The organism is Streptomyces nigrescens (genome assembly GCF_027626975.1).
GTDB classification, from domain to species: Bacteria; Actinomycetota; Actinomycetes; order Streptomycetales; family Streptomycetaceae; genus Streptomyces; species Streptomyces nigrescens.
In genome coordinates this window covers 6,297,961-6,323,758 of record NZ_CP114203.1, presented here as the reverse complement: position 1 = coordinate 6,323,758, position 25,798 = coordinate 6,297,961, and the positions used below count along the sequence as shown (strand labels likewise).

The window sequence follows — 25,798 nt, the reverse complement described above, 5'->3', positions numbered from 1 at the left end:
CAGACCCGGAGCCAGTGTACGGCCGAGTAGCACGCACACGGCAAGGGCAGCCGCGCACGGCACCCGCCCGATGACCGTGTTCGGTCGATCTGTCGGGCAACGCTATCGCGATGGCGCTAGCGTCTCGGTATGCACACTGCTTGGGAAGAGGCCGGTTGGGAACAGCTCGGTGACGGTGTCGCCAGACGCCGTATGCCGAGGTGGGACGAGACGATCGGGGTGATCGCGGGGACCACCGGCGTCATGATCGTCGACACCGGCGCGACCCTGCGCGACGGCGCGGATCTGCGGCGCGCGATCCGCGGCGTGCTGGGCCGCGAAGTGACGCATGTCGCGCTCACCCACCCGCATTTCGATCATGTGCTGGGCACCGCCGCCTTCGCGGGCGTCGAGGTCTTCGGCGCGGCCGGGCTGGGCGAGCTGCTGCGCCGCGGCAAGGACGGACTGCGGCACGACGCGATGCGGCACGGCGTCGGCCGGGACGCCGCCGCCGAGGCCGCCGATCTGCTGGTCGCCCCGCACCACCACGTCCACGACCAGCTGACCGTGGAGCTCGGCGACCGGCAGGTACTGCTCGCCAACGTCGGCCCCGGTCACACGGCCCACGATCTGGCGGTCCTCGTACCGGGCCGGGGCGGGTCCCCGGAGATCGTCTTCTGCGGCGATCTGGTCGAGGAGTCCGGCGAACCCCAGGCGGGCCCGGACGCGCTGCCGCAGCGGTGGCCCGGCGCACTGGACCGGCTGCTGTCCCTCGGCGGCGAGGACGCACGGTATGTACCCGGCCACGGCGCCGTGGTGGACGCCTCCTTCGTCCGCGCCCAACGGGACGCCCTCGCCGCCCGCTTCGGCGTCGCCCCCTCCTGACCACTCCTGACCACCGCCCGCTCAACCACGGACAGGCCCCCATGCAGAGCAAGCGCTACAGCCCCGACCTCACCCCTCCCTGGAAGAAGCAGCGGCCCGCACCCGAGGTGCCCGCCGAGCCCGATCTGGTCGTCGAGGAGGTCACCTCGGGTTTCTGCGGCGCCGTGATCCGCTGCGAGAAGACGGCGCAGGGCCCGACGGTCACCCTGGAGGACCGCTTCGGCAAGCACCGCGTCTTTCCCATGGAGCCGCGCGGCTTCCTCCTGGAGGGCAAGGTGGTCACGCTCGTACGCCCCCAGGGCGCGCCGGCGCGGAGCGGCCCCGCACGAACGGCCTCCGGCTCCCTCGCCGTGCCCGGCGCCCGCGCACGGGTCGCCCGCGCCGGGCGCATCTATGTGGAGGGCCGGCACGACGCCGAGCTGGTGGAACGGGTGTGGGGCGACGACCTGCGCATCGAGGGCGTCGTCGTGGAGTACCTGGAGGGCATCGACGACCTGCCGGTGATCGTCCGCGGCTTCTCGCCCGGCCCGGACGCCCGCCTCGGCGTCCTCGTCGACCATCTCGTGCCCGGCTCGAAGGAGTCCCGTATCGCGGCCGAGGTGACCGGGGACCATGCGCTGGTGGTGGGCCACCCCTACATCGACATCTGGGAGGCGGTGAAGCCGTCCTCGGTCGGCATCGCGGCCTGGCCGTCCGTCCCGCACGGGCAGGACTGGAAGACGGGGGTGTGCCGGGCGCTGGGCTGGCCGGAGAACACGGGGGCCGCCTGGCAGCGGATCCTGTCCTGTGTGCGCTCGTACAAGGACCTGGAGCCGGCGCTGCTGGGACGGGTGGAGGAGCTGATCGACTTCGTCACGGCCGGCGGTGGCGGGTGACGGCAGGAAGAGTGCCGAACCGCGAGGTCTCCAGCGTGGTGCCGAGGGCGTCGATGCGGAGGGGAACACCGAACGGGACGGTGCGCTGCACCTCGTAGTCGGCGTCCTCTCCCGCGCCGTCCGGTTCCGTCAGCAGTACGCAGCGGGCGTCATACGGGTCGATGATCAAATACGCGGGGACGCTCCCGGCGGCATAGATGGAGCGCTTCAGGCCGTAGTCGCGGTCGGCGCTGCGCAGGGAAACCACCTCGAGCAACAGCGTCACGTCCGAAGCGGGTACGAGCCATCCGGAACCCTCGCCCCTTCCGCGCTCCAGCACCACGAGGTCGGGCTGTGGCTTGCTGAGCTCCCCCGGAAGCGAGAGGTGCAGCGTCGCGAACCTGTGCCGGCCGTCGCGCGGAATCTGGCCCGTCACCTCGCTGACGATCCTGTTGTGGACGATATCCGTCCCGCTGCTCAGCAGAATCTCCCGGCGCAGGAGCTCCGCCCGGAAACCCTCTGGCGGCTCGAACGCCGCGAAGTACTCCTCGATGTGCTGATCGTGCGCTGCGGCCAACCGCCCAACTGTCCTTGCCTGCCGGGGTACTGCCTGCAGCCTAGGGACGGCGTGGGCCGGTGGGCAGGGTCTCGGGGTGAGATCCCTCAGCCGAGTGATCAGTCCACCAGATCCCGCACCACCGCGTCCGCCAGCAGCCGTCCGCGGAGGGTCAGGACGGCGCGGCCCGCCTCGTACGGACCGGGCTCCAGCAGCCCGTCGGCCAGCGCGCGGGACGCCGCCCGCGCCCCCGCCGGGGCGAGGATGTCCAGCGGGCAGCCGTCGGCCAGCCGCAGCTCCAGGAGGATGCGTTCGACCCGGCGGTCCTCGTCCGACAGGATCTCCCGGCCGGCGCCCGGGGAACGGCCCTCGCCGAGGGCCTGGGCGTAGGCGCCGGGGTGCTTGACGTTCCACCAGCGGACGCCGCCGACGTGGCTGTGGGCGCCGGGGCCGGCGCCCCACCAGTCGGCGCCGGTCCAGTAGAGCTCGTTGTGGCGGCAGCGGGCGGCGTCGGTGGTGGCCCAGTTGGAGACCTCGTACCAGGTGAAACCTGCCGCGGCGAGGCGTTCGTCGGCGATGAGGTAGCGGTCGGCGTGCACGTCGTCGTCGGTCATCGGGACCTCGCCGCGGCGGATCCGGCGGGCCAGCTGGGTGCCCTCCTCGACGATCAGGGCGTAGGCGGAGACATGGTCGGGGCCGGCGCCGACCACGGCGTCGAGGGAGGCGCGCCAGTCGTCGTCGGTCTCGCCCGGGGTGCCGTAGATCAGATCGAGGTTGACGTGCTCGAAGCCGGCCGCGCGGGCCTCGGCAACACAGGCCTCGGGGCGGCCCGGGGTGTGCGTACGGTCGAGGATCTTCAGGACGTGCTGCCGGGCGCTCTGCATGCCGAAGGAGACGCGGTTGAAGCCGCCCGCCAGCAGCTCGTCGAGGTAGCGGGGGTCGACGGACTCCGGGTTGGCCTCGGTGGTGATCTCCGCGCCCGGCGCGAGGCCGAATTCCTCGCGGATCGCGGCCAGCATCTTGCCGAGGTCGGCGGCGGGCAGCAGGGTCGGGGTGCCGCCGCCGACGAAGACCGTCTCGACCGGGCGCGGGTCGTCGCCCAGCACCTTGCGGGCGAGCCGGATCTCCTCCACGACGGTGTCGGCGTAGTTGTCCCGCGAGGCCAGTGCGCCGCCGGAACCGCGCAGCTCGCTCGCGGTGTAGGTGTTGAAGTCGCAGTAGCCGCAGCGGGTCGCGCAGTAGGGCACATGCAGATAGAAGCCGAGGGGGCGTCCGGCGGCATCGGCCGGCGTATGACCGGGCAGCGCCCCGTCCTCGGGCATCGGCTCACCATCAGGCAGTGCGGAAGGCATGGGAACCATTGTCCGTCATGGCGGGGCGGTGCCGGTCCGGTGCCGCTGTGCCTCAGGACACCCCGGGCCCCGACGCCTGGAGGACCAGCAGGGCCAGGTCGTCGTCGGGCGGGGTGGGGCCGAAGGCGTGGACGGTGCTGCGGATGTGGTCCGCGAGGGCGGTGGCGCCCAGGCCGGCGCCCGCGGCGAGGGCGGTGGCCAGTCCGTCCTCGTCGTCGAAGAGCCGCCGCCCCGAGCGCCGCTCGGTCACCCCGTCGGTGACGCACAGAAGCGTTTCCCCCGGGCAGAGGTCGAACGATTCGCTGACGTACGCGGCGTCCTCGACCACCCCCAGCAGCATCTGCGGCGCCGCCACGACCCGGACCGCGCCGTCCGTGCCCAGGACCAGCGGCAGCGGATGCCCGGCGCTGGCGAGGGTGCAGCGGGCGCCGCCGGAGCCGCCGGGGTAGGGGACGATCTCGCCGTAGAGCAGGGACAGGAAGCGGGCCTGTTCGCCCTCCTCGCGGATCTCGACCGGTGCCTCCGCCCCGGCACCGGCCGCCGCGACCGCCGCCGCGACCGCCGCGACCGAGTCCGCGGCCTCGCGCGCCATGGTCTTGTTGAGCCGGTCGAGCACCGCCGCGACACCGAAGCCGTCGCGGGCCAGCAGCCGCAGCACCGGCCGGGCCAGCCCGGTCACCGCGGCCGCCTCGGGGCCGCTGCCGCAGACATCGCCGAGCGCGAAGCACCAGCGGCCGTCCCCGGCGTCGAAGAGGTCCCAGAAGTCGCCGCCCGCCCAGGCGCCCTCGCGCGGCTCGTAGACCACCGCCGACTCCACGCCGGGCACCTGCGCCCGCCCCCGGGGCAGCAGCCGGCGCTGCAGGACCTGGCTGATGCGCTCCTGGCGGCTGTAGGCGCGGGCGGTGGCGACCGCGCGGGCGACCCGGCGGCACAGGTCCTCGATCAGCCCGACCGCCTCGTCGGGGAAGTGCGGCAGTCCGCCCCGGCCGAGCAGCAGGGTGCCGAGCCGCCGGCCGCCGGCGACCAGGGGGCAGGCCAGTGCGGCGCCGCCGGGGCCGTAGCCGCCCGGTTCGTACGGCCAGGGCCAGGGAACGATGCCCGGCGCGCTGCCGGACGCGCCACCGCCCGGGAGTTCCGGCGGCTGCTTCTCCAGCGCGGTGCGCAGCGCGTCGATCCGGCTCTCGCTGGTGTGCCAGACGCCGGCGAGCCGCTGCTCGTCGCCGGCCGGGGCGATCCCCCGGCCGGGTGCGCCGCTGTCGCCGTCGTACAGCCACACCGCGCACCATTCGGCGAGCCGGGGCACGATCAACTGGGCGGCGAGCGCGGCGACTTGGTCGGCGTCGAGCTGGGCGGAGAGCAGGTCGGAGGCCTCGGCGAGGAAGGAGAGGGCGCCGTTGTCGATCCGGCCGGTGCCGGGTTCCGGCCGGGCGGCCCGGCGCGGCGCCGGGGCGAGGAGCTCGGCGGCCCGCAGCTCGCACTGCAGCAGCTGGTGGTCGAGGGTGAACTCCGGCTCGGGCCACCCGGCGCCGTCCGCGCCCCCCACGGGCAGCCGGAACCACACGGTCTTCATGGCCCGGCGGTAGGTGACGCCCCAGGATTCGGCGACCGCGCTGATCAGCTGGAGCCCGTGCCCGCCGTTCTCCGAGGCGGCGCTCTCCGCACGGGCGCGGACCGGCTGGGTGGGGTGGTGGTCGGAGACCTCGATGACGATGCCGGGACCGGATGCGCCGTCGGCGCCGGCTCCCGTGGCGGCCGCCGTTTCCCGGTGCGGCGCCTCGTACGGCTCCCCGTTGCGGCCCCGGTACGGCTCCGCGCCGCCGTCCCGCCCGGCCTCCGGATCCAGCCGGCAGCGGAGTTCGACGGTGGTGCCCGCGTGCACGACCGCGTTCGTGACCAACTCGCTGACCAGCAGCTCCGCTTCGTCCGCGAGCCGGTCGGTCAGGCCCTCCGCGCCGGTCAGCTGCCGTCCGGCCCAGTCGGCGAAGGTGGCCCGGACGAAGCGCCGGGCGGCGGCAGCGGCCTGCGGATCACCAGGCAGGCTGGCCCGACGGGAACGGACGGCGGGACCGTCGGCAGGCCCGGCCGCGGGTCCGCCGGGGAACCCGTCCGCCCTCGTCGTGCGCGCCGCCGTGACGTCGTCGTCCCGTGGAGACGAAGTGGTCGTCCTCATTGAGCAACTCCCGAGCAGCTCCGCTACAGCGCCGGATGCGCCAACGACAGAGTGACAGAACGAGCGCAGACATAAGCACTGAGTCACAGAAGTGGGTGGCCGCAGCCACCAATTCGGCTGACGCGCCGAGGGAGTTGGCCGACGCGGGAAGGACGGGCCCGGGGAACCGGCAGGGACGGTCTACGGGCTGCCGCGGTGGTTCCCGCGGCAGCCGCATCTCACCCGTACGGGCGCGGCGGTGCGGGGCGGGGCCGACCGGGCCCGCCCCGCACCGCCGTGCCGTACGGCTACGCCTCGCGCGCCCCCGCGTACATCTCGTCGAGCAGATCCTTGAACGTCCGCTCCACCACGGGCCGCTTGATCTTGAGGCTGGGGGTCACCTCGCCGTGCTCGATGTCCAGGTCACGCGGCAGCAGCCGGAACTTGCGGATCTGCTGCCAGCGCTGCAGCCCCTCGTTGACCCGCTCGACATAGCCGTCGATCAGCTCCCGGGCCTGGTCGGTGGCGACGACCTCGGCGTAGCTCTTGCCGCCCAGGCCGTGCTCCTTGGCCCAGGTCAGGATCGTCGGCTCGTCGAGGGCGATCAGCGCGGTGCAGAAGTTCCGGTTGGCGCCGTGCACCAGCACATTGGAGACGAACGGACAGACCGCCTTGAACTGGCCCTCCACCTCGGCCGGTGCGATGTACTTGCCGCCCGAGGTCTTGATCAGGTCCTTCTTGCGGTCGGTGATCCGCAGATAGCCGTCCGGGGAGAGCTCGCCGATGTCGCCGGTGTGGAACCAGCCGTCCTCCTCCAGGACCTCGGCGGTCTTGTCGGGCAGGCCGTGGTAGCCCTGCATGATGCCGGGGCCGCGCAGCAGGATCTCGCCGTCGTCGGCGATCCGCACCTCGGTGCCGGGCAGCGGCTTGCCGACCGTTCCGGTGCGGTAGGCCTCGCCGGGGTTGACGAAGCTGGCGGCGCTGGACTCCGTCAGGCCGTAGCCCTCCAGGATGTGGATACCGGCGCCGGAGAAGAAGTAGCCGATCTCCGGCGAGAGCGCGGCCGAGCCGGAGACCGCGGCGCGCAGCCGGCCGCCGAACGCCTCCCGCAGCTTGGTGTAGACGAGAGTGTCGGCGACCTTGTGCTTGACGCCGAGCGCGAACGGCACCGAGGCGCTGCCGGTGCGGCGGAAGTTGTCCTGCGAGACCTTGGCGTACTCGCGGGCCACCTCGGCCGCCCACTGGAAGATCTTGTACCGGGCGGCGCCGCCCGCCCGGGCCTTGGCCGCGACCCCGTTGTAGACCTTCTCGAAGATCCGCGGGACGGCCGCCATGTACGTGGGGCGGACGACCGGCAGATTCTCGATGATCTTGTCGACCCGGCCGTCCACGGCGATCACCTGGCCGGTGGCGATCTGCCCGGCGGTGAGCACCTTGCCGAAGACATGCGCCAGCGGCAGCCAGAGGTACTGCACATCGTCCTCATGCACCAGGCCCGTCGACTGAATCGCGCGGGCCATGTACGACCAGCAGTCGTGCGGCAGCCGGACGCCCTTGGGGCGGCCGGTGGTACCGGAGGTGTAGATGAGCGTGGCCAGCTGGTCGGCGCGCAGCGCGGCGACCCGCTCCTTGACGCACTCCGGGTGCTCCTCCAGATAGGCGGTGCCGCGCTTCTCCAGCTCGGCGAGGGTGAGCACCCAGCCCTCCGGATCGCCCTCGGCGGGCTCCGCGCCCGCCTCGTCGATGACGACGACATGCGCCAGCTCGGGCAGCTCAGCGCGCTGCGCGCGGGCCTTGGCGAGCTGTCCGGCGTCCTCCGCGATCAGCACCCGGCTGCCGGAGTCGGCCAGGATGTAGGCGGTCTCCTCGGCGTTGGTGCTGGGGTAGACCGTGGTGGTGGCGGCGCCGGAGCAGAGCACCCCGAGGTCGGCGAGGATCCACTCGACGCGGGTGTTGGCGGCCAGCGCCACCCGCTCCTCGGGGTGTACGCCGAGCGCGATGAGCCCGGCGGCCACGGCGTAGACCCGCTCCGCGGCCTGGGACCAGCTGATCGCCTTCCAGTCGTCCGGGCCCTTCCCCGTCGAAGGCGGGACCGGATAGCGATAGGCCTCGATATCGGGCGTGGCCGCGACCCGCTCCAGGAAGAGGTGTGCCACCGAAGGCGGCCGGTTTTCGATCAGCGTGTGGGTGTCCGTCACGGCGTCCTCCGGGGCCCGCTTCGTTGCTGGTGACTCGCGAGTAACCTTTGAGCAGTGATCAGACTAGAGCGCGATGCGCCGACGCGTAAGGGGCTGCGACCTACTGGTTCACGATGTGACCAGTGCGATAGGTGTACGTAGCACACACAATGCCCGATAGTGCGCCGCGCCGCTCCTCCACACCAGACCACACCCGGCGGGCCGGATCACGCCACCTCCGGCGCCGTGCGGCGCATTCATCCCGATGCGCGGCCGGGAAGCCGACAGGGCGCCGGCCCCTGGGGACCGGCGCCCTGTCGCCGCCGTCACCGGCTACGCGCTACTTCTTCTTCGCGTCACCGTCGGAGTCCGAGGACAGGACCGCGATGAAGGCCTCCTGCGGGACCTCCACGCTGCCGACCATCTTCATCCGCTTCTTGCCTTCCTTCTGCTTCTCCAGCAGCTTCCGCTTACGGGAGATGTCACCGCCGTAGCACTTGGCGAGGACGTCCTTGCGGATGGCGCGGACCGTCTCACGGGCGATGACCCGGCTGCCGATGGCGGCCTGGATCGGCACCTCGAAGCTCTGCCGGGGGATCAGCTCCCGCAGCTTGGCCACCAGCCGCACGCCGTATGCGTACGCCTTGTCCTTGTGGCAGATCGCGGAGAACGCGTCGACCTTGTCACCGTGCAGCAGGATGTCGACCTTGACCAGGTCGGCCACCTGCTCACCGGTGGGCTCGTAGTCCAGCGAGGCATAGCCGCGGGTCTTGGACTTGAGCTGGTCGAAGAAGTCGAAGACGACCTCGGCGAGCGGCAGCGTGTAGCGGATCTCGACGCGGTCCTCGGAGAGGTAGTCCATGCCGAGGAGGTTGCCGCGGCGGTTCTGGCACAGCTCCATGATCGCGCCGATGAACTCGCTGGGCGCCAGGATCGTGGCCCGGACGACCGGCTCGTGCACCTTGTCGATCTTGCCCGTCGGGAACTCGCTCGGGTTGGTGACCTCGTGCTCGGCCCCGTCCTCCATGTCGACGCGGTAGACCACGTTCGGCGCGGTGGCGATCAGATCGAGGCCGAACTCGCGCTCCAGGCGCTCGCGGATGACCTCCAGGTGCAGCAGACCCAGGAAGCCGACGCGGAAGCCGAAGCCCAGGGCCGCGGAGGTCTCCGGTTCGTAGACCAGCGCGGCGTCGTTGAGCTGCAGCTTGTCCAGCGCGTCACGCAGCTCCGGGTAGTCCGAGCCGTCCAGGGGGTACAGGCCCGAGAACACCATCGGCTTGGGGTCCTTGTAGCCGCCGAGCGGCTCCTGGGCCCCCTTGGTGAGCTGGGTGATCGTGTCACCCACCTTGGACTGCCGGACGTCCTTCACACCGGTGATCAGATAGCCGACCTCACCGACGGACAGACCGTCGGCGGCCTTCATCTCCGGGGAGTTCGTGCCGATTTCCAGCAGCTCGTGCGCGGCGCCGGTCGACATCATCCTGATGCGCTCGCGCTTGCTGAGCGTGCCGTCGACGACCTTCACGTAGGTCACGACACCGCGGTAGGCGTCGTAGACCGAGTCGAAGATCATCGCGCGGGCGGGGGCGTCCTTGACGCCGACCGGGGCCGGCACCTCGCGGACGACCTTGTCCAGCAGCTCGGCCACGCCGACGCCGGTCTTGGCGGAGACCCTCAGCACGTCCTCGGGCTCGCAGCCGACCAGATTGGCCAGCTCGGCGGCGAACTTCTCGGGCTGCGCGGCCGGCAGGTCGATCTTGTTGAGGACGGGAATGATCGTGAGGTCGTGCTCCATCGCCAGGTACAGGTTGGCGAGGGTCTGGGCCTCGATGCCCTGGGCGGCGTCGACGAGGAGGATGCAGCCCTCGCACGCGGCGAGCGAGCGGGAGACCTCGTAGGTGAAGTCGACGTGGCCCGGGGTGTCGATCATGTTGAGGATGTGGGTCGTGCCACTTCCCTCTTCACCCTCGGAGGGGTCCCAGGGCAGCCGGACCGCCTGAGACTTGATCGTGATGCCACGCTCGCGCTCGATGTCCATGCGGTCGAGGTACTGCGCGCGCATCTGCCGCTGGTCGACGACACCGGTGAGCTGGAGCATCCGGTCGGCGAGCGTCGACTTGCCGTGGTCGATGTGCGCGATGATGCAGAAGTTACGGAGGAGGGCCGGATCGGTACGGCTCGGCTCCGGCACGTTCGTAGGGGTCGCGGGCACGCAGGGTCCATTCAGTGAACGCGGGTAGGCGGGACTCGGGTATGTGACGTCTCCCCCATCGTCCCATGAGCGAGGGGCCCGGTCCGGTTTGGGCGGGGCGGAGACGGGATCGGGGGGTTCCGGGGCGGGGGATGGAGGGGTCGGGGGGCGGGGACGCGTGGGCTCGGAGCGGGGGCTGAGGGGCTCGGGGAGTGGGAACGGGCGGGGCGGCGGGCGACGGGCGGCGCCAGGCCGCCGCGGCGGCGGTCAGGCGGTGGGTCCGGTCCGGTTTGGGAGGCCGTAGACCCTGCTGGTAGCCTGGTCCACTGCGCTTCGTGCCCTCTCTCGTACGAGGCGCCACTCGAAACTCCAACGAACCTGAAAAGGCTCTTTCGTGGCGAACATCAAGTCCCAGATGAAGCGGATCAAGACCAACGAGAAGGCTCGTCAGCGCAACAAGGCTGTCAAGTCCACTCTGAAGACCGCGATCCGTCGCACCCGCGAGGCCGTCGAGGCCGGTGACCTGCAGAAGGCCACCACCGCCCAGGCCGCCGCTGCCAAGACGCTCGACAAGGCCGTCAGCAAGGGTGTCATCCACAAGAACGCCGCCGCCAACAAGAAGTCGGCGCTGGCGAAGAAGGTCGCGTCCCTCAAGGGCTGACCTTCCGACGGACGAAGGTCCCCGGCCTGTCCAGGCCTGATCTCCGTCCCCCGCAATACCCGAGCAGTAACCCTGCCGACAGGGACCCAGCGGCCCCTCTCTCCGCTCCCTGACCGGTGCACCACCGCGCCGCACACGGCCTGCGTTCGCCACGCGGGTGCGGCGCACCCGGCTCACCCGGCGGTCACCACCGCCGACGAAGCCGCAAGAGCTTGACACGAAGGCCCCGCCTTTCCCCTTCCCCAGGGGCGAGGCGGGGCCTTTTGTCGTGGTGGGGGCAGGCAGCTGTCGCAGTGGGGGACAGTAGGACGCTGCCGGCTTTTGTCGGTTGTTTGGCGGGCGGGCTTTGGGCGGGTGGGCTTTGGGCGGGTGAGCTTTCGCTGGGTGGGCTTTGGGCGGGCGGGCTTTCGTCGGGGGCGGGCTTCCGCCGGGAGCGGGCTTCCGCCGGGTGGGCTTTCGCCGGGTGGGCTTTCGCCGGTGGCGTTTGCCTGGGGTAACAACGGCCCCACAACGACAGCCCTGTCTCAAAGCCACCACAACAAGGGCCTCTCGACAGCCCCCTCACCACAAATGCCGCTCAGCAGATGCCCGGAAGCCGATCCCCGTAGCAAAACCACAGCAACAAGGGCATCAGCAACAAATCCCACAGCACAATTCACAATAAAGCCCGCAAGGAAAACCCCGTAACAAGAGGCGCGATCTGCTCACCGTAGAGGGAATTCGGAGCACCGGGCCGGGTTCGCTTTCGGCCAGTTCCGCTACGCTGCGGCCATGTCCATATCGGGGGATCAGAACAATCCGTACAACCAGCCGCAGCCCCATCCCTACGGCCAGGTTCCCGCGCCACAGAATCCGGTGCCCGCGCAGCAGAATCCCTACGCACACCAGGCTCCGCCGCAGGGGCCGGCCGGGGGATACGGCTATCCCGCATCCGGCATGCCTGCCGCACCCCTAGGAGCGCCCGGCGCTCCTGACGGGGCGGGCCGCGGTATGTCCGGCTGGCTCTGGGCGATCGGCGGGGCCGTCGCCGCGTCCGCGATCTGGGGCTCCGTGTTGTTCGCCACCGGCGGCTTCTCCTCCGAGCCGAGCCCCGACCTCGCGGGCTACGGCTACACCAGTGATCTGTGTGCGGAGACCTCGATGACTCCGTTCGAGAACGCCGACTTCAAGACCAAGGCCAACACCGGCACGGCTTCCAAGAACACCAACCCGCAGCACAGCGGCGCCCAACAGGCCTCGCTGGACACCATGTGGTGCAACGTCTCGCTGGAGAAGGAGAACGCAAGCAGCTCGGACTACTCCTCGACCTGGCTCTACAACACCGCCACGCTGCACAAGAAGACCGACCCCGCGCCCGAGTTCGCCGACGGCTACCGCTCCTACGAGAAGCAGGACGCCTCCGTCGGCTACCGGGTCGAGGCCGTGCCGGGCCTCGGCGACGAGGCCTTTCTGGTGACCCGCAAGGACGACGGCAGCACGAACTCCGGGTCGTATGTGATCCTCGGCGTCCGGGACGGCTGGATGACATACCAGTCGACATGGTCGAGCTATGCGTCGAGCCGCAGCTCCACCAAGCCGCCGACCGCCGACGAGGTCGCGACGATGCTGAAGACCAGCGCCACGGAGACGCTCAAGCGGCTGCAGAACTCACGGTCCCGGTGAGGGGCTCGCGGGCTCGGTGAGGGGTCACGGTCCCGCTGAGGGACTCGCCGTCTTGGTGACGGGCTCGCGGGCTCGGTAGGAGTTCGCGGGCTCGGTGAGGGTGGATCGCGCGGGGCGGCGGACGTCGGGCGGCGGGACGTGGGGCGGCGGAACACGGGGCGGTGGACACGGGGCAGGGGAGGTCGCCGTACCGGGGATCCGCTTCGCCGGACGGGGCCCACAGCCACTGCGCGCAGGTACTGGACGCGTAGCCGCTACCTCAGCATGACGGGACAGACGGCTGCCGCCGCGTCCACCGCGACGGGCCGAAGGCGACCGCCGCCCGCGGCTGCCGCTTCACCGCGACCGGGCCGCCCGGGCGATCGCCACGACGGCCTTCTCCAGGGCGTACGCGGGATCGTCACCGCCGCCCTTCACTCCCGCATCGGCCGCCGCCACCGCGCGCAGCGCCGTAGCCACCCCGTCCGCCGACCAGCCGCGCATCTGCTGCCGTACCCGGTCGATCTTCCAGGGCGGCATGCCCAGGTCGCGGGCGAGGTCGCCGGGGCGGGCGCCGCGCGGGGCGGAGGCCAGCTTGCCGATGGCGCGGACGCCTTGGGCCAGCGCGCTGGTGATCATGACGGGAGCGACGCCGGTGGCGAGCGACCAGCGCAGTGCCTCCAGCGCCTCGGCGGCCCGGCCCTCGACGGCCCGGTCCGCGACGGTGAAGCTCGATGCCTCGGCCCGGCCCGTGTAGTAGCGCGCGACGACGGCCTCGTCGATCGTTCCCTCGACGTCGGCGGCCAGCTGTGCACAGGCCGATGCCAGCTCACGCAGATCGCTGCCGATCGCATCGACCAGCGACTGGCAGGCCTCGGGCGTCGCCGACCGCCCCGTCGCCCGGAACTCGCCCCGTACGAAGCCCAGCCGGTCGGCGGGCTTGGTCATCTTGGGGCAGGCCACTTCCCGCGCCCCGGCCTTACGGGCGGCGTCCAGCAGGCCCTTCCCCTTGGCGCCGCCGGCGTGCAGCAACACCAGCGTGATCTCCTCGGCTGGCGAGCCGAGATACGCCTTGACGTCCTTGATGGTGTCCGCGGACAGATCCTGGGCGGCCCGCACCACGACGACCTTGCGCTCGGCGAAGAGCGAGGGGCTGGTCAGCTCGGCGAGGGTGCCGGGCTGCAGCTGGTCGGGGGTGAGGTCGCGCACATCGGTGTCCGCATCGGCCGCCCGGGCAGCCGCCACCACCTGCTGCACCGCGCGGTCCAGCAGCAGGTCTTCCTGGCCCACCGCGATCGTGACGGGGGCGAGCGGGTCATCGTGAGCTGTCTTCCTGGCCATCGCGGTCCAGCATCCCACGTGCCACTGACAACCCGGCCCGGACGCTCTCCGGCCCCTGCCGGACAGGACCGTCCTCCCGCTGTCGGACAATGGCCCGGTCTGTCGGACAATGGCCCGGTGAATGATGCTGCCCCACACCACCCCGATGTACGACATGTGCGCCACGTCCTGGTGCTGCCCGACCGCGACGCGGCGGAAGAGGTGGCCGAAGCCCTGACCGAACGCTTCGGTGTCACCGAGGAGCCCCAGCTCGTACGGGACGCGCTGGCCGGTGAGGACGACGCCGAGGACGCACAGTGGCTGGTCGTCGTCGAGGACCCGGACGCCGCTCACGATCCCGCGCGGCTGCACGACCTCGCGGCGGAGTACGAGGGCTGGCGCGAGGCCGAGTAACGACAGGCCGCGCGCCCCGCCCTACGTGTGGATGACGAGGTTACGGACGCCCCTGGGCTCGCACCCCGGGCGGCGGCACCTCGCCCACCACGGGCTCCCGGTCCAGCGCGATCCCGAAGTGCTCCCGGTAGGCGGCGAGGACCTCGTCCGCACCTACCTGGCGCTCCTCGCGTGCGCCGTCCACTGCGGTGGTCACGAGCGTGCGGCCGGAGAGCGTGATGCGACCGTTCTCCGTCAGCCGTGAGCACACCAGGGACTGGGTGAAGTGCGACGTGGGCGAGGTCTGGTTCCACCAGCAGCCGACCTCGAAGTCCGCGTACGCACGCGGGCGTTGCTCCAGGCGGTACTGCGGGGAGCCGTCCCTCAGGACATCGAGATCGCCCGTCTCGGTCTCCTCGATCCGGAACACCCCGCCGGGATCGGTCTGCTCGGCGCGGCTGTCCCAGCGCAGCGGGAGGTGGCTGTGCCTGCCGAAGCCGACGTCTGCAAGCCACGGCCCGTCCGGTGTCTGTACGCGCAGCGCGAGGTGGTCATACGGAATCCCGAGCCTCCCCTCGGCGCCGAACACCCGGGCGGACAACAGCTCGACCTCATAGCCGAGCGCGCCCAGCAGCATGGCGAACGCGCCGTTGAGCTCGTAACAGAAGCCACCGCGCCGGGCGCCGACGATCTTGTCGAGCACCGGCTGCTCCGCGAGCACGATCTCCTCACCGAGGTGGATGGAGAGGTTCTCGAAGGGCACGGTGCGCAGATGACTGAGGTGCAGTGCACGCAGCGCGTCGGCATCGGGGGAGTCGGGACGGCCGGCGCCGATCCGGTCCAGGTAGGCGTCAGTGGCAGCGGTGTCCATCAGGTGTGCGTCCTCTCCGCAGCGAACCAGCGGCGGGTCCGTTCCGCCGCCGAGGCGGGCGTACCGGCCATCACCTCGGCAAGGGTCTGTGCGGCCAGCTCACGCCGCCAGGCCAGCTCGGCCTTGCGCATCGCCGTGGAGATGCCACACGGCCGGCCGAACTCCCTGCCGGACGCCACCGCGCCGGCCCCTTTCCGACGGATCTCGGTACACCGGAATACATCGTCGGTGCCCTCGATCGCCGCAACGACATCCATGAGGGTGATCCGCTCCGGCGGCCGCGCCAACTGGAAGCCACCCCGCGCGCCGGGGGTGGAGCTCAGAATCCCGGCCCGCACCAGCGCCTGCAGCCGCTTGTTCAGGTAGGCCGCGGGCAACTCGAAGGAAGCCGCCAGCCGAGCGGTGGACACGGGTCCGTCCCCTTCGAGCCAGGCCAGCGTCACACAGCAGTGCAGGCCCCACTCGACGCCCTCACTCATCCTCATAATCTGGAGTCTACAGGTCCTGGTTCAGCGGCTCTCCTCCTTCTGTCCGGCCGCTGCTGCCACTCCGGCGTCCGCCGGGCGGGCAGCGGGGGCGGCTCAGGCACCGTCGCATGCTGCGGGTCGTTCGGCGTCTCCGCCGGTGTCCCAGTTGGCGTCTCGGTCGGCATCTCGGTTGGCGTCTCGGTCGGCATCTCGGTTGGCGGTTGTCGACGGGACGGGTGCGGCTCCTTGAGCGGCGGTTGCCTGCTGTACGCACTTCGGCTCGACGCGCGCCAGGATGCGTACGGGCCCGGGTTCTCGGACCACCGGCCAGGCGGACCTTGACCCGATGACCGGTGACCGTGGCGGAAAGCCCGGCCTCGGTGCCGAGGATCGCGATGGCCCCGTCGGTGTCCGTACGCAGCACCCGGGCGCCCTGGGCCCGGAGTGCCGCGATGGTGCGGGGCGCCGGATGGCCGTACGGGTTATCGGCGCCGCAGGAAATCAGCGCCAGGCGCGGCGCCAGCCGGTGTATCAACGGCGGGTCCTGATAGGCGGAGCCATGGTGTGCCACCTTCAGGACATCGACGCCGCCGAGCTCGGGGTGCGCCGCGAACAGCCCGCGCTGTGCGGGCGGTTCGAGATCACCGAGCAGCAGGATGGTCAGCCCTCCCGTACGGACGAGCAGGGTGACGCTGGCGTCGTTGGGGCCGTCGAGGGGGTCGGTGCCGGAGGGACTGCCAGGGCTGCCGGAGCTGCCAGGGCTGCCGGAGTCGTAGGAGCCGCCGGGACCGGGTTCCTGACGGTGGGGGTAGGCGAAACCGGTGGGGTCGTAAAGGTCGGTTGAGCCGTGAGGCTCGGTGACACTGGCTGAGCGGCGAAGGTCGGTGGGCTTGGTTGAGCCGTGATGCTCGGTTGGATTGGTCGAGTCGCGAGGCCCGATGGGATCGCTGGGGTCGGGAAGGGTGGGCGGGGCGGGCGGCCAGAGGACCTCCCAGGTCAGTGGCCCCAGGCGGCGGCGCTCCCCCGGTGTGGCGCGGACGATCGGTACCCGGGCCGCGGCAGCCGTACTGCGCACGAACTGTGCCTGCCCTGGCGGCTCTTGCAGGGGCGTCGTCTCGATCGCACCGACCGAGCGCCCGCGGAGCGCTCCCGGGAGCCCGTCCACATGGTCGGCGTGGAAGTGCGTCAGGACGAGGAGGGGGATGCGGCGGATGCCCAGGTCGGTCAGGCAGCGGTCCATGGCATGGGGCTCGGGCCCGGTATCCACCACCAGTGCCGTACCGTCCCCGGCTGCCAGCACCAGGCCGTCGCCCTGCCCCACGTCACAGACCACGGCTCGCCAACCCGGCGGCGGCCAGCCGGTGAGGACACGGGTGAACGGCGCGGGGCGGCACACGGCCAGGATCACCGCCAACGCGCAGAGCACACACAACCAGGGACGGCGCAGCACCCTGCGGCCGACAGGCACGAGGACCACCATGGCGGCCGCCAGCGCCAGCCCACCGGCCCAGCCGCCCGGCCAGGCGAACTCCGCCCCCGGCAGGGCCGCTCCCGTACGGGCGACACCGGCGATCCACTCGGCGGGCGAGCCCGCACACCATGCCAGCGCCTGGGCGACCGGCGGCGCGACCGCAGCGGCGGCGAGGGCCGCGAAGCCGAGGACCGTCGCGGGGGCCACGGCCAGTTCGGCCAGCAGATTGCAGGGCACGGCGACCAGTCCCACCCGGGCCGCCAGCACGGCGACGACGGGTGCACAGACCGCCTGGGCGGCGGCCGCGGCGGCAATCACCTCGGCGAGGCGGGGCGGCACCCGGCGCCGTTGAAGTGCGGCGCTCCAACGCGGCGCGAGCAGCAGCAGCGCGCCGGTCGCCAGGACGGAAAGCAGAAAGCCGTAGCTGCGGGCGAGCCAGGGATCGTAGAGAACCAGCAGCAGGACCGCGGCGGCGAGTGCGGGGAGCAGCGAGCGGCGACGGCCGGTGCCGATCGCGAGCAACGTGATCAGACCGCAGGCGGCGGCCCGCAGCACACTCGGGTCCGGGCGGCACACCACGACGAAGGCGAGGGCGAGCGCTCCCCCGATGACCGCCGTGCCGCGCAGCGACAGCCCCAGGCGCGGCGCCAGCCCACGACGCTCGGCGCGTGACGCAAGATGCGGCGGGCCGATCAGCAGCGCGAGCACAATCGTCAGATTGCTGCCGGACACGGCGAGCAGATGCGTCAGATCGGTGGCACGAAAAGCGTCATCCAGATCCGGCGGCACACGCGAGGTGTCCCCCACCACGAGTCCCGGCAACAGCGCTCGGGCATCGGGACGCAGCCCGTCGCTGGCCTCACGAAGCCCGGCACGCAGACTCCCCGCCAGCCGCTGCAACGCGTCCGGCGCACCCACCTTGACCGGCGGCGCCTCGGCGGGGACCCGCAGCACGGCAGCCACCTGATCGCCAGACGCCAGCGGCGGCACAGCCCGCGCCGCCACCCGGATCCGAGTAGACGGCAATAACCCCCGCCACGCCGACGCGATGCCCCCACGGGCGTCGGCGCGGCCCTCTGCTCCCGACGGGGGCGGGCCGGCGACTGAGCTTCGCGGGGTGGCGGCGGCGATCTGCGGGGCGGCGGACCAACCCTGCGGGCCGGTCACCGCGTACGGCGGGGCGGCGGGCGAGCCAGCGGTTACGGAGGTCTGCGGAGCGGCAACCGGGACATGCGAACCAGTCACCGCATACAGCGGGACCGCGGACGATCCATACGGGCTGGTCACCGCATTCAGCGGGGCCGCGGACGAGCCGTACGGGCTGGTCACCGCATTCGGCAGGGCGGTTGCTGAACGGGCGGTCAGCGAAAACATCGGCCCAGCAAGCGAGCCGCGCGGGCCGGCCACCGCGGGCTGCAGGGCAGCGGGCGAACCGTGCGCGGCCAATACCGAAGCCACCGGAGCAGCGCCCGGAGCGGGCGGGAGGCCGGTCGCCCCCGGTGGAGCGGCGGCCGGCCGCGGCGGGACGCCAGGCGGCCCCGGCGGGGCGGCGGACGGCTCCTGTCCTGCGGCCCCCCGGTTCTGAGGGAGGCCAGCCGAGATCCGCGAACCGGCGCCCGCCTTCTGCGGGCCGCCACTGCCCTCAGCTCGATCGTGCCCGCCACCCGCGCCGCGCCCTCCTCCGGGCTGCTGTACAACCACCAGGGTCGGCGTGCGGACAGCGGTGACCTCGCCATCCGGGGCCGTGACGCGGACGGCATCAGCCGTGAACACCAGGACCGGGGGCGTCCGTTGGGAGCCCCGCACCTTGGGGCGGGTCAGCCGTGGATCGCCGGTCACCTCCAGTTCCACCGTGACCCGCGCATACTGCTCGGCCAGGGCCGGAAGCGGCCCACGCCGCAGGTCCGAGGCATGCAGTGCCGCGGAGGCAGCCCCCGCCGCGGCACACAGCAACACCGCGGCCAGGGCCACAAACGCGCCGGCCGACCGGAGGCGGGGAGAGCGGCGGCCGGGCGACTCCGCTCCTCGCCACCCGGCGTCGGCCCGAGGAGCGACACCGGGCTGCTCCTCCGCCCCTGGTTCACGCTCGGCTCTGCGCCGGACCACGGCCACCCGTAACGCGACGACTGCGAGCGCCACGGCCACGCCACAGGCCACCGCTACTCCCCCGCCGGGGGCGCCCAGACCGATCGCCGCGGCCGCCCAGGCCGCCAACGCGGGTGCGACAAGACGCAGATCGGCCGGGCCCTCCTGATGCGGGTCCGAGGCACCGTGCGGCGACGCCGCCGTGGCGTGCACGGTGGCGCGAGGGCTGGTCATGGCACCACCAGGGGGCGCAGATCGGCGAAACGACGGTCACCGATACCGGTCACCTGGCGGAGCTGGTCCACCGAGGTGAACCCCCCGTGCTGGCTGCGGAATTCGACGATGTGCCGGGCCAGGACAGGACCCACTCCGGGGAGGGAGTCGAGCTGCTGCTCGGTCGCCGCGCTGAGACTGACCGGGCCACCCGGACCACCCCCGGAACTCGGCAGCCCACTCCCCGGCCCGCCGGCCCCCACATCAGCGGGACCGCCCCCGGTCCCGCCCCCGCCGCCAGCCGCACCAGCCGCACCAGCCGCACCGACAACGATCTGCTCACCATCGGTCAGCAGCCGCGCCCGGTTGAGCCCCTGGATATTCGCCCCGCGCAACACACCGCCCGCGGCCCGTAGGGCATCGACCACCCGCGATCCCCGTGGCATCCGCTGAATTCCGGGATGCCGGACCTTGCCCGTGACATCGACGACCAGCTGTCGCCCCGCAGTACCCGGCGGGCCATTCGCCACCGCAGTGGCGGTCGATGACGCGGACGGCAGCGACGGTGCTCGCGGGTCGGGGCCAGATGTCCCTCCGGCCCGTTCGACCGCCGGTGCCCGTACCGGCTCGGGACGGCCGGCCCAGAAGTGCTGCACGGCGAATCCCACAGCCACCACGAGCACCAGGACCAGGGCGGCGAGCGCTTTCGGGTCGGTGCCACACCGTAACTGCACCCATAGCGGGAGCCGTTCGCGCACGGCACACCACATCCGCTCCCTACGGCGTGAGCCCGGCGGATCATGCCCAGGAGGCAGCGGACCGGCCTCGGCAGCGACCCCCGCGTCGCCGAAGATCGCCGCGGCTCGGGCCCGCACCCTCTCGCGCTCCCACTCCCGCCGCTCCGCCCCGCCGGATGGAACAGCGGCCCCAGCGGGAACGGCGAAAGCCGAAGCAGACGAGGAACCGACGGAAGGATCCGACGCCGCCGAAGAGTCGGAGGAAGCCGACGGGGGAACCGCAGGGCCGGAGGATGCCGAGGGGACCGCAGGAGCCGAAGCCGAGGCCGAAGCCGGGACCGACACCGAAGCCGACCCTGCCCCCGCCCCCACCCCCAAAGCCCCCGCCGAGCCCGGAAATCCCCATGACGCAGATCGAGACAAGTTCATACCGACCGACGCTAAGCACCCCGCGCAGATCTCGCCGAGCAGCCTCAAATCCGGTGGATGGAACCCCAGTTGTGGATAACTCCGTCACCCACAGGGCACCCCGCCGTCCCTCTCACCGCGGGGAAACCACAACCCCCAACAGCCCGGGACCCGTATGCGCGCCGATCACCGCGCCCACCTCGCTCACATGCAGCTCATTGAGCCCGGGCACCCGCTCCCGGAGCCGCTGGGCAAGGGCCTCCGCGCGCTCCGCCGCGGCAAGATGGTGGACCGCGATATCGACCTGCCCCTCACCCGCCCGCTCCGCGGCGATCTCCTCGAGCCGCCCGATGGCCTTGGACGCCGTACGGACCTTCTCCAGCAGCTCGATCCGCCCGTCGGCCAGTTGAAGGAGCGGTTTGACGGCGAGCGCGGAGCCGAGCAGTGCCTGGGCCGCGCCGATCCGGCCACCGCGGCGCAGATAGTCGAGGGTGTCGACGTAGAAGTAGGCGGAGGTACCCGCTGCGCGCTTCTCCGCGGCGGCGACCGCTTCCTCCACGTCCCCGCCGGCCTCCGCCGTCTCCGCGGCCGCGAGGGCGCAGAACCCGAGAGCCATCGCGACCATCCCGGTGTCCACCACGCGTACGGGAATCGGAGCTTCCTTGGCCGCCAGCACCGCCGCGTCGTAAGTGCCGGAGAATTCCGAGGAGAGGTGGAGCGAGACGATGCCGCTCGCGCCGCCCGCCGCGACCTTCCGGTAGGTCTCCGCGAACGTCGAGGGGCTGGGCCGGGAGGTCGTCACGGGACGGCGCTTCTGCAGCGCCTGGGCCAGGGATCTCGCGGAGATTTCGGTGCCCTCTTCCAGGGCCTGGTCCCCCAGGACGACGGTCAGTGGCACGGCCGTGATGTGGTGACGCTCGATAGCCGCCCGCGGCAAGTAGGCCGTGGAATCGGTGACGATCGCGACATGGCGGGACATGAAAAGGAGGTTATCCGGGGATCCGGACGCCGCACAGTGCGGGCTCCTTCCCAAGATCTTCCAGGTTTACCCAAAGCTCTGCCAAGAGCCCGCCGAAGGGCAAGCCAACGCCTCCGCCGCTCCGGGCGACCGCGACAACGCCTCATGGCGTCCCACACGTCCTCGATGTTCCCCGGGAGCGGGAGCCTCGGTCCTTCACCGCCGCCTTCACCCCCGTCTCGTCTCCCCCGGGGGCCCCGCCCCACCCCACCCCACCCCCTCGCCCCGGCTGCTGCTCCTATGGCCTCACGTCGTGGTGTCCTCCGTCCGCGGTGCCTTCTGCCACGGGTAGGACGGCTGGGTGCGCGGGTCCCGGGCGGTGATCGCCGGCGGGTCCTCGGGCGTCGGGCCCCAGGAGCGGGCGGCGTCCGAGGGACCGCCGGTGGCACCGGCCCGTGCCTGCCCCTCCGTCGGCCGGCCTCCCGTGGGGGCCTTCGTCTCTCCCGGTCCCGCGCTCTCCGGGCGGCCCGGTACGGGCTCCCGCAGCGGGTCCGCAGTGTCCTCGACCCGGGTCCAGTGCCGCAGCGCCCCTGTCTCCACATCGATCTGGTCGCTCAGCGAGGCCAGGTCGTCGTCCGCGAACTTGCGTGCGCGGTCGCGCGCGGCCCAGCGCAGCGACTCCGCGGAGTGCGTGATCTGCTCCAGGCGCTCCCGGAGGTCCGGGAGGCGGTTGCCGATGGTGGCGCGGTCCGGTTCGCGTTCGAGCCGCTTGAGCTCGTCGTCGAGTTCATGGCCGTGGGCGCTCAGGCGCTCGAAGAGGCCGATCGCCTCGCTGAGGGAGGCGTCGTCCGCCGAGCCCGCGTAGAGCACCTCCTGGGTGGCGCGCATGGAGGTGCGCAGGGAGAGCCTGAGCTGCGCGAGTTCGCCGACCACGCCGGGCTGGGCGAGCTGCCGGGCCCGGAGGGTGGTGTCCTCGACGGTCCTGCGGGCGTGGGCGACCGTGCGGTCCACTCCGCGCTTGGCTGCCTTGACCGCCTTGACCGTCACGAAGACCCCGGCCAGTACGAACAGCACGAAGAGCAGTCCGATGATGGCGGCAGCGGCTTCCATGGGCTCTCCCCAGATGTGTCGGCGGCGCCGGTTTCCGGCCCGCGCCCTGTACCTCCACGGTAAACGGCTCGGGCAGGCTGCGGGTTCCGGAAGAACCCCCAACCTGCCCGTAGGGGAAGCCCCCCATGGCGCTCACGGAGCACCGGCCGTGCGGGCCGGGGCGGCCTCGCGACCGGCCGGTGGGACACCGGCGGCGTCCGTCCCCGAAGACCCGCTGCCGGGCGCCCGGGGCCGGCCCCGGGCGCCCGCCGACGGTCTACGCCGGAACGATGTTCACCAGCTTCGGCGCCCGGACGATGACCTTCCGGATGCCCGCGCCGTTCAGCGCCGTGACCACGGCCGGCTCGGCCAGGGCCGCCGCCTCCAGGTCCGCGTCGGAGATCGACGGGGCGACCTCCAGGCGGGCCTTGACCTTGCCCTTGATCTGCACGACGCAGGTCACGGTCTCGTCCACGACGTACGCCGGGTCGGCCACCGGGAAGTCCGCGTGCACGACGGAGTCGGTGCGGCCCAGCTTGCGCCACAGCTCCTCGGCGATGTGCGGCGCCAGCGGGGCGATCAGCAGCACCAGCTGCTCAGCGACCGTGCGCGGGACGGGGGTGCCCGCCTTGGTCAGGTGGTTGTTCAGCTCGGTCACCTTGGCGATGGCGGTGTTGAAGCGCAGGTTCGCCATGTCCTGGGTGACACCGTCGATCGCCTTGTGCAGGGCACGCAGGGTGGCCTCGTCCGGCTCGGTGTCGACGACGGTGACCTCGCCGGTCGCCTCGTCGACGACGTTGCGCCACAGGCGCTGCAGCAGCCGGTACTGGCCGACGACGGCCCGGGTGTCCCACGGGCGCGACACGTCCAGCGGGCCCATCGCCATCTCGTACAGGCGCAGGGTGTCCGCGCCGTACTCGGCGCAGATCTCGTCGGGAGTGACGGCGTTCTTCAGGGACTTGCCCATCTTGCCCAGGACGCGGCTGACCTTCTCGCCCTGGTAGTAGTAGCCGCCGTCGCGCTCCTCGACCTCGGCGGCCGGGACGGCGATACCGCGGCTGTCCCGGTAGACGAAGGCCTGGATCATGCCCTGGTTGTACAGCTTGTGGAACGGCTCGGAGGACGAGACATGTCCCAGGTCGTGCAGCACCTTGGACCAGAAGCGGGCGTACAGCAGGTGCAGTACGGCGTGCTCCGCGCCGCCCACGTACAGGTCGACGCCACCGGCCGGCTGGCCCTCACGCGGGCCCATCCAGTACTGCTCGATCTCCGGGTCGACCAGCGCCTCACTGTTGTGGGGGTCCAGGTAGCGCATCTCGTACCAGCACGAACCCGCCCAGTTGGGCATGGTGTTGGTCTCGCGGCGGTAGCGCTTGATGCCGTCGCCCAGGTCCAGGTCGACATGGACCCAGTCCTCGTTACGGGACAGCGGGGTCTCCGGCTGGGTGTCGGCGTCGTCCGGGTCGAAGGTCCGCGGGGAGTAGTCCTCGACCTCGGGCAGCTCCAGCGGCAGCATCGACTCGGGCAGCGCGTGCGCCACACCGTCCTCGTCGTAGACGATCGGGAACGGCTCGCCCCAGTAGCGCTGCCGGCTGAACAGCCAGTCGCGCAGCCGGAAGTTGACGGTGCCCTCGCCGATGCCCTGGTCGGCCAGCCACTCGGTGATCTTCGCCTTGGCCTCCGTGACGCCCAGGCCGTCCAGCGAGACCGCCTCACTGGACGAGTTCACGATCTTGGCGTCGTACGAGGCGAAGGCGTCGTCCCAGGCCGAGGGGTCGGTGCCGCGGCCGTCCGACGGCTCGACGACACAGCGCATCGGCAGCTCGAAGGCGCGGGCGAAGGCGAAGTCGCGGCTGTCGTGGGCGGGGACGGCCATGATCGCGCCGGTGCCGTAGCCCATCAGGACGTAGTCGGCGATGAAGACCGGGACCTGGTCGCCGCTGATCGGGTTGGTCGCGAAGGCGCCGGTGAAGACGCCGGTCTTGTCCTTGGCCTCGGCCTGCCGCTCGACGTCCGACTTGGAGGCGGCCTGCTTGCGGTAGGCGGCGACGGCGTCGCCGGGGGTGGCGTGGCCGCCGGTCCACACGTCGTGGGTGCCCTCGGGCCAGGCGTCCGGGACGATGGAACCCGTGCCGTTGCCGTTGTCGGAGCCGGCGACCAGCGGGTGCTCAGGGGCCAGCACCATGTACGTCGCGCCGAACAGGGTGTCCTGGCGGGTGGTGAAGACGGTGATCTTGTCATCGCCCACCGGGAAGTCGACCCGGGCGCCCTCGGAGCGGCCGATCCAGTTGCGCTGCTGCAGCTTGATGGCCTCGGGCCAGTCCAGCGCGTCCAGGTCGTTCAGCAGCCGGTCGGCGTAGGCGGTGATGCGCATGTTCCACTGGCGCAGCTTGGCCTTGAAGACCGGGTAGTTGCCGCGCTCGGAGCGGCCGTCGGCGGTGACCTCCTCGTTGGCCAGCACCGTGCCCAGGCCGGGGCACCAGTTGACCGGTGCGTCCGAGGCGTACGCCAGGCGGTACTCGCCCAGGATGTTGGCCCGCTCGATGGGGCTCAGCTCGCTCCAGGCCCGGCCGTCGGGGGTCGGGCGGGTGCCGGCCTCGAACTGGGCGACCAGGGTGTCGATCGGCCGGGCGGCGTCCGCCTCGGGGTCGTACCAGGAGTTGAAGATCTGCAGGAAGATCCACTGGGTCCACTTGTAGTACGCCGGGTCGATCGTCTCGACCGAGCGGCGCTGGTCGTGGCCCAGGCCCAGGCGGCGCAGCTGGCGCCGCATGTTCACGATGTTGGCCTCGGTGGAGACCCGCGGGTGGGTGCCGGTCTGCACCGCGTACTGCTCGGCGGGCAGGCCGAAGGCGTCGAAGCCCAGGGTGTGCAGGACGTTGTGGCCCGTCATGCGCTGGTGGCGGGCGTAGACGTCGGTGGCGATGAAGCCCAGGGGGTGTCCGACGTGCAGGCCGGCGCCCGACGGGTAGGGGAACATGTCCATGATGAACTTCTTGGGGCGGGCCACCGGCTCGGCGTCGCCGGCCAGGTCCCCCTTCGGGTTCGGGGCCTCGTAGGTCCCGTTCGCCTCCCAGAAGTCCTGCCAGCGTGCCTCGATGTCGGCGGCCAGCGCGGCCGTATAGCGGTGCGGCGCCGCCGTCTCGGCGGAGGCACCTCCCGCGCTCTCGACAACGGGGGAGTTGGTCGTCTCGCTCATGCTCAAAGCTCCATCGATCGTCTCTGCCAGCGGAAACGCGCCAGATCCCCGGCACGCCGGAAACAAAAAGACCCCTCGCACAGGAGGGGAAGCCGCGCCGATTCCGACGGGGTCTGTCATCCGTCGGTACTGATCAGCGCGG

At 71.8% G+C, this 25,798-nt stretch carries 18 protein-coding genes; 5 read left to right on the top strand and 13 right to left on the bottom strand.

Annotation, left to right across the window (positions count from 1 at the left end):
- The first annotated feature begins 129 nt into the window (after nt 1–129).
- Together STRNI_RS28025 and STRNI_RS28020 are read left to right on the top strand one after the other, a co-directional pair.
- Entirely contained in the window at nt 130–864 is a 735-nt protein-coding gene (locus STRNI_RS28025; RefSeq protein ID WP_026169387.1) for an MBL fold metallo-hydrolase, read from the top strand.
- Between the two features lie 41 nt (nt 865–905).
- Nucleotides 906–1,739: a DUF3097 domain-containing protein gene (locus STRNI_RS28020; RefSeq protein ID WP_277412239.1), complete on the top strand. Its 834-nt coding sequence runs from the start codon at nt 906–908 to the stop codon at nt 1,737–1,739.
- On the opposite strand, the gene STRNI_RS28015 is transcribed toward STRNI_RS28020, so the two are convergent.
- The 5 genes from STRNI_RS28015 to lepA form a co-directional block, all read right to left on the bottom strand.
- The gene (locus STRNI_RS28015; RefSeq protein ID WP_159488284.1) at nt 1,717–2,295 is read right to left on the bottom strand and encodes a Uma2 family endonuclease; all 579 of its coding nucleotides are present in this window, start codon (nt 2,293–2,295) and stop codon (nt 1,717–1,719) included. The genes STRNI_RS28020 and STRNI_RS28015 overlap by 23 nt on opposite strands.
- Before the next feature lie 98 nt (nt 2,296–2,393).
- On the bottom strand, nt 2,394–3,626 hold the full coding sequence (gene hemW, locus STRNI_RS28010) for a radical SAM family heme chaperone HemW (RefSeq protein WP_266442264.1): 1,233 nt from the start codon (nt 3,624–3,626) through the stop codon (nt 2,394–2,396).
- A gap of 52 nt (nt 3,627–3,678) precedes the next feature.
- Nucleotides 3,679–5,796, bottom strand: coding sequence for an ATP-binding SpoIIE family protein phosphatase (locus tag STRNI_RS28005; protein WP_266442261.1), 2,118 nt, complete (start codon nt 5,794–5,796; stop codon nt 3,679–3,681).
- Nucleotides 5,797–6,083: 287 nt separating this feature from the next.
- A complete protein-coding gene (locus STRNI_RS28000) occupies nt 6,084–7,973 on the bottom strand; it encodes an AMP-dependent synthetase/ligase (protein WP_159488281.1) in 1,890 nt (629 codons plus the stop codon).
- A 319-nt stretch (nt 7,974–8,292) separates the two neighbouring features.
- A complete protein-coding gene (gene lepA, locus STRNI_RS27995) occupies nt 8,293–10,164 on the bottom strand; it encodes a translation elongation factor 4 (RefSeq protein WP_026169390.1) in 1,872 nt (623 codons plus the stop codon).
- Nucleotides 10,165–10,537: 373 nt separating this feature from the next.
- On the opposite strand from lepA, the gene rpsT reads away from it, so the two are divergent.
- On the top strand, nt 10,538–10,804 hold the full coding sequence (rpsT, locus tag STRNI_RS27990; protein ID WP_018088219.1) for a 30S ribosomal protein S20: 267 nt from the start codon (nt 10,538–10,540) through the stop codon (nt 10,802–10,804).
- Nucleotides 10,805–11,575: 771 nt separating this feature from the next.
- Entirely contained in the window at nt 11,576–12,466 is an 891-nt protein-coding gene (locus STRNI_RS27985) for a hypothetical protein (RefSeq protein ID WP_277412238.1), read from the top strand.
- Nucleotides 12,467–12,802: 336 nt separating this feature from the next.
- Here STRNI_RS27985 and holA read toward each other — a convergent pair whose 3' ends face one another.
- Nucleotides 12,803–13,786, bottom strand: a complete 984-nt coding sequence (holA, locus tag STRNI_RS27980) for a DNA polymerase III subunit delta (protein WP_018088221.1) — start codon at nt 13,784–13,786, stop codon at nt 12,803–12,805.
- Between the two features lie 117 nt (nt 13,787–13,903).
- Between holA and STRNI_RS27975 the strand changes: the two genes are divergently transcribed.
- A complete protein-coding gene (locus tag STRNI_RS27975; RefSeq protein ID WP_229838196.1) occupies nt 13,904–14,179 on the top strand; it encodes a hypothetical protein in 276 nt (91 codons plus the stop codon).
- Nucleotides 14,180–14,219: 40 nt separating this feature from the next.
- Here the strand turns inward: STRNI_RS27975 and STRNI_RS27970 are convergent, their stop codons facing one another.
- The 7 genes from STRNI_RS27970 to STRNI_RS27940 form a co-directional block, all read right to left on the bottom strand.
- Nucleotides 14,220–15,029 (bottom strand): arylamine N-acetyltransferase family protein, encoded by an 810-nt coding sequence (locus STRNI_RS27970; protein ID WP_266442248.1) that lies wholly within the window; start codon nt 15,027–15,029, stop codon nt 14,220–14,222.
- A complete protein-coding gene (locus STRNI_RS27965) occupies nt 15,029–15,514 on the bottom strand; it encodes an RrF2 family transcriptional regulator (RefSeq protein WP_109889716.1) in 486 nt (161 codons plus the stop codon). Before STRNI_RS27965 ends, STRNI_RS27970 begins: the two co-directional genes overlap by 1 nt.
- Before the next feature lie 10 nt (nt 15,515–15,524).
- A complete protein-coding gene (locus STRNI_RS27960) occupies nt 15,525–17,921 on the bottom strand; it encodes a ComEC/Rec2 family competence protein (protein WP_277412237.1) in 2,397 nt (798 codons plus the stop codon).
- A gap of 1,361 nt (nt 17,922–19,282) precedes the next feature.
- Nucleotides 19,283–20,023: a ComEA family DNA-binding protein gene (locus tag STRNI_RS27955; RefSeq protein WP_277412236.1), complete on the bottom strand. Its 741-nt coding sequence runs from the start codon at nt 20,021–20,023 to the stop codon at nt 19,283–19,285.
- Nucleotides 20,024–20,543: 520 nt separating this feature from the next.
- Nucleotides 20,544–21,389, bottom strand: coding sequence for a DegV family protein (locus STRNI_RS27950; RefSeq protein WP_159488276.1), 846 nt, complete (start codon nt 21,387–21,389; stop codon nt 20,544–20,546).
- A 285-nt stretch (nt 21,390–21,674) separates the two neighbouring features.
- Nucleotides 21,675–22,478, bottom strand: coding sequence for a hypothetical protein (locus STRNI_RS27945; RefSeq protein WP_274735565.1), 804 nt, complete (start codon nt 22,476–22,478; stop codon nt 21,675–21,677).
- Nucleotides 22,479–22,734: 256 nt separating this feature from the next.
- Entirely contained in the window at nt 22,735–25,656 is a 2,922-nt protein-coding gene (locus STRNI_RS27940) for a leucine--tRNA ligase (protein ID WP_277412235.1), read from the bottom strand.
- Nucleotides 25,657–25,798: the final 142 nt, after the last annotated feature.

Coding starts and splice junctions, on each gene's coding strand:
- STRNI_RS28025 (WP_026169387.1), top strand. CDS start 130: ATGCACACTGCTTGGGAAGAGGCCGGTTGGGAACAGCTCGGTGACGGT.
- STRNI_RS28020 (WP_277412239.1), top strand. CDS start 906: ATGCAGAGCAAGCGCTACAGCCCCGACCTCACCCCTCCCTGGAAGAAG.
- hemW (WP_266442264.1), bottom strand. CDS start 3,626: ATGCCTTCCGCACTGCCTGATGGTGAGCCGATGCCCGAGGACGGGGCG.
- STRNI_RS28005 (WP_266442261.1), bottom strand. CDS start 5,796: ATGAGGACGACCACTTCGTCTCCACGGGACGACGACGTCACGGCGGCG.
- STRNI_RS27985 (WP_277412238.1), top strand. CDS start 11,576: ATGTCCATATCGGGGGATCAGAACAATCCGTACAACCAGCCGCAGCCC.
- holA (WP_018088221.1), bottom strand. CDS start 13,786: ATGGCCAGGAAGACAGCTCACGATGACCCGCTCGCCCCCGTCACGATC.
- STRNI_RS27970 (WP_266442248.1), bottom strand. CDS start 15,029: ATGGACACCGCTGCCACTGACGCCTACCTGGACCGGATCGGCGCCGGC.
- STRNI_RS27965 (WP_109889716.1), bottom strand. CDS start 15,514: ATGAGGATGAGTGAGGGCGTCGAGTGGGGCCTGCACTGCTGTGTGACG.
- STRNI_RS27950 (WP_159488276.1), bottom strand. CDS start 21,389: ATGTCCCGCCATGTCGCGATCGTCACCGATTCCACGGCCTACTTGCCG.
- STRNI_RS27945 (WP_274735565.1), bottom strand. CDS start 22,478: ATGGAAGCCGCTGCCGCCATCATCGGACTGCTCTTCGTGCTGTTCGTA.
- STRNI_RS27940 (WP_277412235.1), bottom strand. CDS start 25,656: ATGAGCGAGACGACCAACTCCCCCGTTGTCGAGAGCGCGGGAGGTGCC.